This is a genomic window from Sphingopyxis sp. UBA6723 (assembly GCF_002454115.1).
Taxonomy (GTDB): Bacteria; Pseudomonadota; Alphaproteobacteria; order Sphingomonadales; family Sphingomonadaceae; genus Sphingopyxis.
In genome coordinates, this window is record NZ_DKIH01000006.1 from 1 (window position 1) to 11,704 (window position 11,704).

General features: G+C 65.4%; 14 protein-coding genes. 7 read left to right on the top strand and 7 right to left on the bottom strand.

Translation table 11 applies throughout. The features are described 5' to 3' along the window. From truB to B4F07_RS03470, 4 genes are all read right to left on the bottom strand, one after another. A partial coding sequence (gene truB, locus B4F07_RS03455; RefSeq protein WP_293704538.1) for a tRNA pseudouridine(55) synthase TruB occupies positions 1–524 on the bottom strand: 524 nt, incomplete at its 3' end. Between the two features lie 32 nt (positions 525–556). Beyond that, complete coding sequence (locus tag B4F07_RS03460) at positions 557–973, bottom strand: DUF6491 family protein (RefSeq protein ID WP_293697601.1); 417 nt, start codon at positions 971–973, stop codon at positions 557–559. 30 nt (positions 974–1,003) lie between these two features. Beyond that, positions 1,004–1,285: a hypothetical protein gene (locus tag B4F07_RS03465; RefSeq protein ID WP_293697603.1), complete on the bottom strand. Its 282-nt coding sequence runs from the start codon at positions 1,283–1,285 to the stop codon at positions 1,004–1,006. A 157-nt stretch (positions 1,286–1,442) separates the two neighbouring features. Continuing rightward, entirely contained in the window at positions 1,443–2,045 is a 603-nt protein-coding gene (locus tag B4F07_RS03470) for a thymidine kinase (protein WP_293697605.1), read from the bottom strand. 56 nt (positions 2,046–2,101) lie between these two features. Between B4F07_RS03470 and B4F07_RS03475 the strand changes: the two genes are divergently transcribed. The 5 genes from B4F07_RS03475 (at position 2,102) to B4F07_RS03495 (ending at position 7,324) form a co-directional block, all read left to right on the top strand. Then, positions 2,102–3,688, top strand: a complete 1,587-nt coding sequence (locus B4F07_RS03475) for an AbgT family transporter (protein ID WP_293697607.1) — start codon at positions 2,102–2,104, stop codon at positions 3,686–3,688. Between the two features lie 83 nt (positions 3,689–3,771). After that, positions 3,772–5,211 (top strand): WS/DGAT/MGAT family O-acyltransferase, encoded by a 1,440-nt coding sequence (locus B4F07_RS03480; RefSeq protein ID WP_293697609.1) that lies wholly within the window; start codon positions 3,772–3,774, stop codon positions 5,209–5,211. Positions 5,212–5,272: 61 nt separating this feature from the next. Next, a complete protein-coding gene (locus tag B4F07_RS03485) occupies positions 5,273–6,196 on the top strand; it encodes a hypothetical protein (protein WP_293697611.1) in 924 nt (307 codons plus the stop codon). 31 nt (positions 6,197–6,227) lie between these two features. Then, a complete protein-coding gene (locus B4F07_RS03490; RefSeq protein WP_293697613.1) occupies positions 6,228–6,710 on the top strand; it encodes a GNAT family N-acetyltransferase in 483 nt (160 codons plus the stop codon). Positions 6,711–6,856: 146 nt separating this feature from the next. Further along, on the top strand, positions 6,857–7,324 hold the full coding sequence (locus B4F07_RS03495) for a nuclear transport factor 2 family protein (RefSeq protein ID WP_293697615.1): 468 nt from the start codon (positions 6,857–6,859) through the stop codon (positions 7,322–7,324). A 50-nt stretch (positions 7,325–7,374) separates the two neighbouring features. Here the strand turns inward: B4F07_RS03495 and B4F07_RS03500 are convergent, their stop codons facing one another. The 3 genes from B4F07_RS03500 to B4F07_RS03510 all read right to left on the bottom strand — a co-directional run bounded on the left by B4F07_RS03500 (position 7,375) and on the right by B4F07_RS03510 (position 10,339). Continuing rightward, positions 7,375–7,572, bottom strand: coding sequence for a hypothetical protein (locus B4F07_RS03500; RefSeq protein WP_088440462.1), 198 nt, complete (start codon positions 7,570–7,572; stop codon positions 7,375–7,377). Positions 7,573–7,583: 11 nt separating this feature from the next. Next, positions 7,584–8,717, bottom strand: coding sequence for an acyltransferase family protein (locus tag B4F07_RS03505; protein ID WP_293697620.1), 1,134 nt, complete (start codon positions 8,715–8,717; stop codon positions 7,584–7,586). Positions 8,718–8,821: 104 nt separating this feature from the next. Then, entirely contained in the window at positions 8,822–10,339 is a 1,518-nt protein-coding gene (locus B4F07_RS03510) for an acyl-CoA carboxylase subunit beta (protein ID WP_293697622.1), read from the bottom strand. A gap of 56 nt (positions 10,340–10,395) precedes the next feature. On the opposite strand from B4F07_RS03510, the gene B4F07_RS03515 reads away from it, so the two are divergent. Next, positions 10,396–10,887 (top strand): thioredoxin family protein, encoded by a 492-nt coding sequence (locus B4F07_RS03515; RefSeq protein WP_293697624.1) that lies wholly within the window; start codon positions 10,396–10,398, stop codon positions 10,885–10,887. A 10-nt stretch (positions 10,888–10,897) separates the two neighbouring features. After that, entirely contained in the window at positions 10,898–11,677 is a 780-nt protein-coding gene (locus tag B4F07_RS03520) for an SDR family NAD(P)-dependent oxidoreductase (RefSeq protein WP_293697626.1), read from the top strand. Positions 11,678–11,704: the final 27 nt, after the last annotated feature.

Consider the following 11,704-nt stretch of genomic DNA (forward strand, 5'->3'; position numbering starts at 1 on the left):
CGGACTTGATCCGGGGTCCATTCCGCCGGCGCTGCCATGGATGCCGGATCAAGTCCGGCATGACGAAGCGAGAAAATGGTCACCGACCGCGCCTTCATCTCGACCGCCTCACCCTTGCGCGCCAGATCATAAGCCCGCTGGCCGTCGATCTTGATCGCCGAGTAAGCGGGCGGCACCTGCTCGATCGCCCCGGTAAAGCGCGGCAACACCGCCTCGACCTCAGCGAGCGTGGGCCGCACATCGCTGCTGGCAACAACTTCGCCCTCGGCATCAAGCCCGTCGGTCTCGGTCCCGAACGCGATCGTAAACGCATAGATTTTGCTCGCATCGAGCATCCGCCCGCACAACTTCGTCGCCTCGCCCAGCGCGATCGGCAAAACCCCCGACGCCAGCGGGTCGAGCGTCCCGCCATGGCCGACCTTGACCTTGCCCAGCCCCGCCTCGCGGCACACGCGCTTGACCGCGCCGACCGCCTGCGTCGAGCCAAGCCCCAAAGGTTTGTCGAGGATGATCCAGCCGTTCATCCGCGCCCGCTACGGCCACGGGCGACCCGCTGTCAATTTGCGCCGGGCTTTTCGCCCATGATGTCCTTCGATTTATCGCGCCGCGACGGCGGCCCGGCGGAGGTGACGAACGAGGTCAAGGGGCAGCGCTCACCGCGCACCAAGATCGATGAAAAGCGATCGAGCCGACCCGCACCGCGCGTTTCGACGCCAATCGCCTGCGCGAAATCGACGTCGCGGCAATATCCGGCAAAGGTGCCGTAATACCAGGCACGCTGGCGATCCTGAATCCAGATGCCGCGGCCGCGATCGGCCTGCCAGTTGCGGATCGAGCTGTCGCTCGGAAAAGCAATGCTCGCCTCGACCCCGAACTCGCGCGGCGCGTCGGCAGAATTGGGGGCGGGCTCGTTGGCCGCCGCAGCGGAAAGGGGAAGCAAGGCGGCGGCCAGGGAGAGAGCGAGATTCTTCATGGCGACTCGCTTAGCGTGCGCCGCCTGAACTCACGCTGACCGGCGACGGCGCCGCGCGAACGGCCACAGCACCAGCGCCGCCGCGGCCAGCGCGCCGCCATAGAGAAGCCATTGGTGGGGATCGAGCGTGAATGGACTCCAGAACAGCAAAAGATTTACCGCATGACCGGCAAGCAATGCGGTCCACAGCGCACGGGCGGTTCGCCCCCACCGTCGCTGTGTCGCAAAGCGGTCGATCAGTACAGCAATGACCAACGTCGCCGCCGTACACGCCAGCCACCCAAGCACCTTGAAGATCAGGAGCACGCCCATCCGGGCCAGCTATGCGCCGTCGCGCCAATCCCCGGCAAGCGCACCAAATAACCCGGTACTCCGCACATAGCCGGTCCAGCCTCTGCAATCGGCGCGCCCCGCCTCGACCAGTTTGACGAGTTTCAGGTCGCCATCGGCGAGATCGACATACAGCCGTTCAAGCCTTGGTCTGCGCCGCCGCGGCTTCGCGGCGCTTGGCCATGAAATGCCGTCGGCACATCGCGACATAGCGGTCGTTGCCGCCGATTTCGGTCTGCGCGCCCTCGACCACCGCACGGCCAGTCTCATCGACGCGCAGGTTCATCGTCGCCTTGCGCCCGCATTCGCACACCGCTTTCAGTTCGACGAGCGCATCGGCAAGGCCGAGCAGCGCCGCAGAGCCGGGAAACAGCTCGGCCGAAAAATCGGTGCGCAGGCCATAGCAGAGCACCGGGATGCCACTTTCGTCGGCCAGCCGGGCGAGATCGAGCACCTGCGCGCGCGTCAGGAACTGCGCCTCATCGACCAGCACGCAGGCGAGCGGGCGCTCGGCATTCTCGGCATTGACCGCGGCCCACAGGTCGCTGTCGGGATCGAATTTATGCGCCTCGGCGATCAGGCCGATACGGCTGGTGACCTGTCCGGCGCCGTACCGATCGTCGAGCGCTGCGGTCCACAGCATGGTTTCCATGCCGCGCTCGCGATAGTTGAAATCCGCCTGCAACAGCGTGGTCGATTTGCCTGCGTTCATGCTGGCATAATAGAAGTAGAGCTTCGCCATCGGCTGGCTATAATCGGCCCGGCCAGAACGACAAGCCGAACCGCAAGGGAGTTTTCATGTCCACATCGCCCGATGCCACCGCCGCGACCGCGACCAGCGGCATATTGGGATGGATCGAACGGGTGGGCAACCGCCTGCCCGACCCTGTCGTCCTGTTCCTGTGGCTGGTCGGCGCGCTGGTGCTGATATCTGTGCTGGCCGCGACCGTCGGCTGGTCGGCGATCCATCCGACCGAAGTCGATCCCGAAACGGGCGCGAAAAAGGTCATCGAGGCGACCAGCCTGCTGAGTCCCGCCAACATCGCCAAATTGTGGGTCGATATGCCCAAGACCTTCACCCACTTTCATCCGCTGGGCTATGTGCTGGTGGTGATGCTAGGCGCGGGGGTTGCCGAACGCACCGGATTGTTCGGAACCGCGATGCGCGCCAGCGTTCGCGGCGCGTCGCCGCGCCTGCTGACGCCGATCGTCGCGCTGGTCGCGATGATGGGCAACCTGGCCGCCGACGCTGCCTATGTTGTCCTGATCCCGCTGGCCGCGGTCATTTATCACGCCGCGGGGCGCCATCCCGTCGCGGGCATCGCGGCCTCTTTTGCCGGCGTTTCCGGCGGCTTTTCGGCCAACCTGCTGCCGGGCCAGCTCGACGCATTGCTGTTCGGGATAACGGAGGCGGCGGTCGAGACGGTGTTCGGTGACTTTCAGGCCAATATCGCGGGCAACTGGTATTTCATTGCCGCGATGTTGTTCATTTTTCTGCCGGTGATCTGGTATGTGACCGATCGCATCATCGAACCCCGCCTCGGCACCTATGTCCCTGCCGGGATCGGCACCGACCCCGGCGAGCGCGACCGCCCGCTGGCCGACAACGAACGGCGCGGCCTGCGTCACGCGGGCCTTGCGATCCTGTTCGTGATCGGACTCTGGCTGTTCTTCACGCTTGGCCCGGGAACGCCGTTGATCGACGAAGAGGGTACGCCAGAATCGCGACTGACGCCGCTGTACCAGTCGCTGGTCGCGGGCTTTTTCCTGCTCTTCCTTCTGTCCGGCTGGGCCTATGGCCGCGCGACCGGGGTAATCGGCAATCACCGCGATCTGGTCAAGATGATGAGCGATTCGATGGGCGACATGGCCTATTATCTGGTCCTCGCCTTTGCCGCGGCGCATTTCGTCGCGATGTTCGGCTGGTCGAACCTGGGGCTGATCCTGGCGGTACATGGTGCCGACGGATTGCGCGCCGCCAACCTGCCCGCCCCGGTGCTGCTGGCGGCGATCGTCCTGCTGACAGCGGCACTCAACCTGTTCATCGGCTCGGCCAGCGCCAAATGGGCGCTGCTGGCGCCGGTGCTCGTGCCAATGCTGATGTTGCTCGGCATCAGCGCCGAAATGACCACGGCGGCGTATCGCGTCGGCGACGGCGCGACGAACATCATCACCCCGCTGATGGTCTATTTCCCGCTGATCCTGATCTTCTGCCAGCGCTGGCAGCCGAATTTCGGCCTTGGCAGCCTCGCCGCGACGATGCTGCCCTATTCGATCGGATTGCTGGTCAGCGGCATTGCGCTGGTGATCGGCTGGGTCGCGCTCGACCTGCCGCTCGGGCCGGGCGCCAGCGTCTATATCCCCTTGCCAACCACGGCACCCTGACAACCGGGCCGGAGCGCTGCTTGACTCGCCCCCGCCCCCCTTTCATGCTGCGCGGCAGAACAGAAGGACAGGGGGAGCGCGCCATGCGCCTGATGCCGGTGACCGACGCGATGTTCCTCGTCGCCGAAACGCGCGAGACGCCGATGCACGTCGGCGGGGTCAACCTGTACACCCTGCCCGACAAGGTCGACGAGACCGAGTGGCTGAACGCGCAACTCGCCAACCTGCGCCAGTCCGAAGGGCTGCGCCGCCCGTTCAGCGAGGTGCTCAAACTCACCCCGCTTGGCCAATACGGCCCGATCCGCCTCGTCCCCGACAAAGACATCGACATGCATTACCATGTCCGCAGCGCCGCGCTGCCCAAGCCCGGGCGCTATCGCGAAATGTTCGAGCTGGTCTCGCGCCTGCACGGCACCCTGCTCGACCGCACCCGGCCGATGTGGGAAATCACCCTGATCTCGGGCCTGCCCGATCGCCAGATCGCGACCTATTTCAAGATCCACCACGCGCTGATGGACGGAGCATCGTCGATGCACTTCACCAACGCCATGCTGAGCGCCGATCCCAAGGAAAAGCGCAGCTATTCGCCGATGTCGGTCGAAGCCTATGAGGCGTATAAGCGCAAATTCCCGGCGCCGAAAAAGCCGCCGACCCCCAGCCTCACCGACCTGAAAGCCATCGGCGGTTTCCTGAAGGAGCAATGGGGCAACAGCGTCGGGGTGACCAAGGCGCTCAACCAATATGCCGCCGCGATGTTCGGCATGGGCGGCAGCGACCTGACGACGCCCTGGTCGGTGCCGCGCACCAGCTTTAACCGCAACATCACCGGCGCCCGCCGCTTCGTCGCGCAAAGCTGGTCGCTCGAACGGGTGCGTGCGATGGGCAAGGCCTATGACGGGACGATCAACGACGCCGTGCTCGGCATGTGCTCAGGGGCGATGCGCAAATATCTGCAATCGCTGAACGAGCTGCCCGACAAGCCGCTGAAAGCCATGGCGCCCGTGTCGATCCGGCCGAAAGATGATATCGACGCCGCCAACTCGGTCGCCGCAGTCACCGCCAATCTGGCGACGCATATCGACGATCCGGCGGAGCGGATGGCGACGATCCAGGCGTCGATGAACGCCGCCAAGGCGCAGCTGCGCGAAATGACCGCGCAGCAGATCCAGATCTATACCGCGATCACCCAGATGCCGCAGATGCTGACCGCGCTCACTCGCACCGCCGACAAGTTCCCGGCCTATAGCGTCACCATCTCGAACGTCCCTGGCCCGCGTGAGCAGCTCTACTGGAACGGCGCGCGTCTCGACGGCATGTATCCCGCCAGCATCCCGGTCGACGGCATGGCGATGAACATCACGCAGGTGTCGAACAACAAGAATATCGATTTCGGCATCACCGCCTGCCGCCGCAGCGTTCCGCATGTCCAACGGCTGATCGACTATCTGGAAGATGCCCTGGTCGAGCTGGAGGAAGCGGCAGGGATCAAGGGCAAAAAGGCACCTGCGACCGGTACAACTTAGCTTTTTACAGCCCCGCTGCTGCCGCCTAAATACCGCGCGACACCATGCGAGGGGATGGGCAATGCTGGGACAATTCGATGCGCTGGACCGGCTCGTCCAGCTGCTGCTGTTGATCGCGGCGGTCGGCGCGATCGCCAATGGCGGCTTCATGCTGGTCGACCCGCTCGCCTGGTATGTCTTCATCCCGACCGTCATCACCACCGGGCCGCCGAACGCGCATTTTATCCGCGACATCGCCCTGGCCTATGTCGGTTCGGGGCTGATCCTGCTCTATGCCGCCGGGCATCCGATCCTGCGCTGGCGCGCCGCGGTCGTCGGCGGGCTGTGGCTGACGCTCCACGGTTTGCTGCATGTCTATGAAGTGATCGCGGGCATCTGCGGCCCCGCGACCTTCTGGGCCGACGCACCGGGGGTGCTTGGCCACCCACTGCTCGTCATCGTGGCGCTGACCATCCTGTTCGCGCGCCAGCGGATCGCCCCCGCGGGCATCCCCGCGCGCCTGTTCGCGCGCGCCGCCGACAAGGCGACCGGCGGCAACAGCCCCTATCTGCCCGACCTGATCGCCGCGCCCGGCCACGCCGCCGAAAAATTCCAGCATTTCATGCCCGTCACCGCGCACCGCCACGCGGCGCCCGCCGATGCCTTTCATGCCGCGCGGATCGGCGCGACGCTCGCCGCCGATTGCGGCCCCTGCGCGCTGATCGCCGCCGAAAGTGCACTCGGCGATGGCGTCGCACGCGATATCGTCAACCGCCTGCTCGCCAGCGATCCGCCCGCCGACCTGACCGAAGCCTTTGCCTTTGGTGCCGCGGTCGGAAGCCACGACCCCGCCGCCGACGCGCATGGCGCCCAGATCGAAATGCTCTACGGGCGCACCATACGCTTCGAAATGGCGCTGACCGCCGCGACCGTCACTGCCTATCCGGCGCTCAAGCGCGGCCTGGGCTTCGCCAACAGTTGCGCGCTCCACAAGCTGGAGGTTTGACAGCGAAAGCGGACCGCGACACAGGGCGGACATGACCCTCTCGATCCGCCCCGCCACCCCCACCGACCTGCCGCTGATCGCGCAGTTCATCCGCGATCTCGCCGAATATGAAAAGCTGGCGCACGAGGTTCGCTTCGACGAGGCGACGCTCGGCGAAAAGCTGTTCGGGCCGCGCCCTTATGCCGAGGTGGTGATCGGCGAACTCGACGGCGAACCGCAGGGTTTCGCGCTGTTCTTCCACAATTTCTCGACTTTCGAAGGACGCCCCGGCCTCTATCTCGAGGATCTGTTCGTCCGCCCCGAAGCGCGCGGATCGGGGCTCGGCAAGGCGCTGCTCGCGCACCTCGCCCAACTGTGCGTCAACCGCGATTGCGCGCGGCTCGAATGGAGCGTGCTCGACTGGAACACGCCCGCGATCGGCTTTTACCAGAACCTCGGCGCCAGGCTGATGGACGAATGGACCGTCATGCGCGTCGATGGCGCCGCACTGAACGCGCTGGCCGAAACCGGCTGACCGGCACCGGGTAGCGCCTACCCCCTCTGGTCGTTTGCCACGCTCGGCCGATCATGCTCTCCTGCCCCCCGGGCCGCACCGGGTTCGCACGTTTGCGAACGAGTCGGTTTCCCGCAACGGGCACCGACATCAACAGGGGAAAGATCATGCGCAACAAGCTGCTTGCCGCTTCGGCGGCCCTTTTCGTTTTGGCGATGGCACCGACCGCCAGCGCCCAGATGCCGACCTGGTCGGCCGAACAGACCGAAGCGTGGAAAGTCGTCCAGCAAAGCTGGGCCGACGATGTCGCGCAGAACGGTAAATGGCCCGCCAACTACGCCGACCCGCAGATGGTCGTGTGGTCGGCCGAATTCGCCGCCCCGCGCGGCAAGGATTCGGCGGTGCGCTGGACCAAGTTCCAGAACAGCCAAGGCAAAGTCGTGCAATATGAACTGAGCCCGCAGTCAATCTCGCTGAGTGGCGACACCGCGGTCGTCACCTATGCGCTGACCATCGTTACCCAACGCGGCACCGACAAACCCGATTGGGGCAAGGAAGCGATCGTCGAAACGCTGGTGCGCAGCGGCACCGGCTGGAAATTCCTGTCCTCGACCAGCTTCGCGCTCGGCAAATAGGCGGTGAGCGGCGGTCGGCGTCGAGCGCGCCACCGCCGCCCCCATTGTCGTCAGCGTTTGCGCGCGAACCAGACCAGAAAAATGCCGACCACCGCCAGCACGACGCCATTACGCGTCCACGTCGTGTCGCCCAGCATGAAGCTGCTCGCGGGCCAGCGCACGATGTCGAGCCCTTGCAGCGCCCACAGCCCGCCGACCAATATCATCGCGACCCCGACGATCGCGAGAACGCCTTTCAATGCACCCATGATGCCTCCCTCTATAATCGCTGCAATCCGATCAGCGGTCGCAGCCAGCCGATGCTGCGCCCGATCCAATAGAAAAGCCAGCACCCCGTCACCGTCGCCGCGAGCAGGATCAGGAAGGACGGCAGCGCGGCGACATTGGCCCCGAGCAGGTACCAGCCGACGACGACGATGATCGTCTGGTGGATGATGTAGAATGGGAACACCGCCTCCGCGAGCATCGCGCGCCGCGGATGGTCGTAGTTCCACCAGCGGTCAGCGACCCCCAACAGCGCAATGATCGTCGCCCACCCCTGCACTTGCCGAGCCAGATGATAGAGCAGGATCGCCCAGCCGGGGGCGCGGATGTCGCCCGGCCATGTCCATTCAACCCAGGCAATCGGCGCAAAGGCGAGCACCGCCAGCACCGCGGCTAGCTTCCAGCTACGCCCCACCGCCTCGAACAACGCGGGGCCCACGCGCAGCAGCCAGCCGATCGTGAACGCGACCAGATAGTGAAGATGCGACGGTCCGTCATCGAACAGCGCATGCGTCTCGTCATGATCGGGAAAGGCGGCGTAAATTGCGATCCACAGCAGCATCGGCACGAAGAGGAGCCCCCACCCGTGCAGCAGCCGTGCGGCCCCGTCGGCAACCTGCGCGCGGGCTGTCCCCGGGATGACGGCGATCACCAGCGCCGCAAGCATCGTGTAAACCCAGAGGTACACGACAAACCACAGATGTTGCCAGGTCGGCAGGGCAATGCCGTCGATGAACTGGAAACCGAAATAATCATATAGCCAGAAATGCAGGAAGCCGTGCGGATAGCCGTGCTGCCCCGCCAGGTCGATCCAGGGTTGCGGCGGAATGATGACGATCATCGCAAAGATCAGCGGGACCAGCAACCGCACGCTCCGCGACCGCGCGAACGCGCCGCTACCGCCCAGCTTCGCAAACAGCGCCGCGCTCGCATAACCCGACACGAGGAACAACAGCGCGAGCCGCCAGCCGTTCGTCGCGAGCATCGGGATCGTCACCCAATCGAGCGGCTGCGCGATTTTCACATGCCAGCCCCACGGCACGAAATACATGCCGATATGATAGAGGATGAGCAGCGCAAACGCCGCGATCCGCAGCCAGTCCATGCCGTAGTGGCGCGCGCCGGTCATAGGCTTCCTTCCACCATTTTCGTCATCCCGGACTTGATCCGGGATCCAAGCGACATCGCGCAAATGGATCCCGGATCAAGTCCGGGATGACGAGGAGGGATATGTCATTTCAAAACCCGCCACGCCAGCTCGGCAAATTCGCACAACAACGGCCGCGTATCCCGCGGGTCGATGATATCCTCGACCCCGAATTTCTCCGCCGTCCGGAACGGCGAGCGCACACGATTGAGCCGTTCCCTGATCGCCTCCAGATGCGCCGCCGGGTCCTCCGCCGCCTCGAGCTCGCTTTTGTACGCAACCTCGACCCCGCCCTCGATCGGCAGGCTGCCCCAGTCGCCCGACGGCCACGCGAAACGATACTGGAAGCGCTCGGCGTTCGACATCGCACTCCCCGCGATGCCGTATGCCCGGCGCACGACGACCGATGCCAGCGGCACGCTCGCGCGGTAGATGGCGTTCATCGCCTGCACCCCGTAGCGGATCGTTCCCGTCCGCTCGGCCTCGCCGCCGATCATGAAGCCCGGATTGTCGACCAGATGGACGATCGGCAGCCGGAACTGGTCGGCCAGCTTCACGAAACGCTCGGCCTTCTCGCTTGTCTTCGCGTCCCAAGATCCGCCGAGGTACGACGGGTCGCTCGCGAGCACTGCGACCGGATAGCCGTCGAGCCGCGCGAACGCGGTGATCACCGCACGCCCCCAGCGCGCGCCCATTTCAAAGAAGCTGCCACGGTCGAAAACGGCGTCGCAAACGCGGCGCATCGCATAAACCTGCTTCGCCTCGCGCGGCACCGCCGACAACAGGCTCTCCTCGCGCCGGTCGGCCGGATCGCTACATTCGGTGCGGGGCGCGCGACCATGGATCGACGACGGCAGATACGACAAAAACCGCCGCGCCGCCGCAAAGGCTTCGGCCTCACTCGCCACCTCATCATCGACGACGCCGTTGCGCGTATGCACATCGCTGCCGCCCAATTCCTCGCGGTCGAGCGTATCGCCGATTGCCGCCGCGACCGCCGGTCCCGCCGCGAACAGCTGCGACAGCCCGCGCACCATGATGCTGTAATGGCTCGCAACCACCCGCGCTGCGCCCAGCCCCGCCGTCGGCCCCAGCGCCAACGCCACCACCGGCACTGTGTCGAGATTGGCGATGATTTCATGCCACCCCGGCACATGCGGGATATACGTATAGCCCATATCCTCCAGCGTCTTGACCGACCCGCCGCCGCCGGTGCCGTCGATCATGCGGATCAGCGGCAGGCGATATTCATGCGCCATCGCTTCGCACTGCACGAACTTGCGGTGCAGCGCCGCATCGGCCGCGCCGCCGCGCACGGTGAAATCGTCGGCGCTGGCAACCACCGGCCGGCCGTCGATATTGGCACGACCGAAAATGAAGTTGCTTGCAGCAAGGTCTTCGAGTTCGCCATCGGCGCCATAGGTGCCGCGCCCCGCAATCTTGCCGATCTCGCGAAAGCTGCCCGCATCGACGATTGCGGCGAGCCGCGCCCGCGCATCCATCTTGCCGCGGCCATGCTGGCGCGCGACCTTTTCCGCGCCGCCCATCTTCTCCGCCATCCCACGCCGCGCGGCCAGTTCGTCGATCTCTTTTTTCCAGCTCATGGCGCGAAGGCTATCTGACGTTGACGGAAACGTCATCCGAAACCTATCGTCCAGTCATGACGCGCCCGATTACCCTCGCCCTCGCTGCCGCAATGCTCGCAATACCGCCCGCCGGTGCCGCCGAACCACGCACGCTCCCCGGCGTCGAGGATGCGTATAAAAGCACCGCCTTCATTGCCGACCCGATGCCCGCGATCGACGCCGCGCTCGCTGCGGCAAAGACGTCGGGGAAACCCGTCCTCCTCGTCATGGGCACCGGAGGCTGTCACGACAGCGCCTGGCTCGCCAACCTGATTGCCACCGACCGCTTCACCCCCGTCCGTGATCGCTACGAGATCGTCTATGCCGACATTGGGATGCCGCATATCCGCGGCTGGGGCCGTAATCCTGACGTGCCCAAACGCTTCGGCTTCAAAAAGATCAAAGGCACACCCACCGTGGCGATCCTTGATACCGACGGCACCGTCCTCAACCGCAAGACCGCGCCCAAGTGGCGCAACGCCGCGAGCCGCAGCGACGACGACATCTATAACGAACTGATGAACTAGGGAGAGCGACATGGCCGACATGAACCTTGCAGGGCGCGTCGCGCTCGTGACCGGCGCCTCGCGCGGCATCGGGCGCGGCATCGCGATCGGCCTTGCCGAAGCGGGCGCCGACGTCGCGGTCAACTATACGCGCGGCGAAGAGGCCGCTGCCGAAACCGTCGCCGCGATCACCGCCTTGGGTCGCAAGGCGAAGGCCTATCAGGCGTCGGTCACCGACGAAGCCGCCTGCGCCGCAATGGTCGCCGCGGTCGAGGCCGACTTCGGGCCGATGTCGATCCTGGTCAACAATGCCGGGATTGCGAGCCGCGGTCGGGCAGTCGCCGAAACCAGCCCCGAGGAGGTCGACAAACTGTTCGCCGTCCACGCCGCGGGGCCGCACCGCCTCAGCCGCCTGGCGCTGCCGCAGCTGCGCACCCACGCCCGCAGCGATATCATCGTCATTTCGAGCATCGCAACCTATGTGAACTCGCCCAACGGCGCGCCCTACACGATGGCAAAAGCGGCAGGCGAAGCCTTCGCGCTCACCCTCGCCAAAGAGGAGCTGAGAAACGGCGTCCGCGTCAACATCGTCGCCCCGGCACTCACAGTCAGCGACATGGGCGAAAAACTGTCGCGCGCGATCACCGGCCAAGACGACATCCAGCATCTCGCCGCCAAAATGCCCTTCGGCCGCGTCGCCGTCCCTGCGGATGTCGCCGCGGCGGTGGTGTGGTTTGTCAGCGATGCGAATTCCTACTGCTCAGGCCAGAAGCTCAACATCGACGGCGCAGGGCAGGCGACGTTCCGGTGAGAACAATCCTCCCTGTCGCGCAGCGAT

Bases quoted from the DNA above. Each gene is read 5' to 3' on its own strand.
- B4F07_RS03460 (WP_293697601.1), bottom strand. From the start codon at position 973: ATGAAGAATCTCGCTCTCTCCCTGGCCGCCGCCTTGCTTCCCCTTTCC.
- B4F07_RS03465 (WP_293697603.1), bottom strand. From the start codon at position 1,285: ATGGGCGTGCTCCTGATCTTCAAGGTGCTTGGGTGGCTGGCGTGTACG.
- B4F07_RS03470 (WP_293697605.1), bottom strand. From the start codon at position 2,045: ATGGCGAAGCTCTACTTCTATTATGCCAGCATGAACGCAGGCAAATCG.
- B4F07_RS03475 (WP_293697607.1), top strand. From the start codon at position 2,102: ATGTCCACATCGCCCGATGCCACCGCCGCGACCGCGACCAGCGGCATA.
- B4F07_RS03480 (WP_293697609.1), top strand. From the start codon at position 3,772: ATGCGCCTGATGCCGGTGACCGACGCGATGTTCCTCGTCGCCGAAACG.
- B4F07_RS03485 (WP_293697611.1), top strand. From the start codon at position 5,273: ATGCTGGGACAATTCGATGCGCTGGACCGGCTCGTCCAGCTGCTGCTG.
- B4F07_RS03490 (WP_293697613.1), top strand. From the start codon at position 6,228: ATGACCCTCTCGATCCGCCCCGCCACCCCCACCGACCTGCCGCTGATC.
- B4F07_RS03495 (WP_293697615.1), top strand. From the start codon at position 6,857: ATGCGCAACAAGCTGCTTGCCGCTTCGGCGGCCCTTTTCGTTTTGGCG.
- B4F07_RS03500 (WP_088440462.1), bottom strand. From the start codon at position 7,572: ATGGGTGCATTGAAAGGCGTTCTCGCGATCGTCGGGGTCGCGATGATA.
- B4F07_RS03505 (WP_293697620.1), bottom strand. From the start codon at position 8,717: ATGACCGGCGCGCGCCACTACGGCATGGACTGGCTGCGGATCGCGGCG.
- B4F07_RS03510 (WP_293697622.1), bottom strand. From the start codon at position 10,339: ATGAGCTGGAAAAAAGAGATCGACGAACTGGCCGCGCGGCGTGGGATG.
- B4F07_RS03515 (WP_293697624.1), top strand. From the start codon at position 10,396: ATGACGCGCCCGATTACCCTCGCCCTCGCTGCCGCAATGCTCGCAATA.
- B4F07_RS03520 (WP_293697626.1), top strand. From the start codon at position 10,898: ATGGCCGACATGAACCTTGCAGGGCGCGTCGCGCTCGTGACCGGCGCC.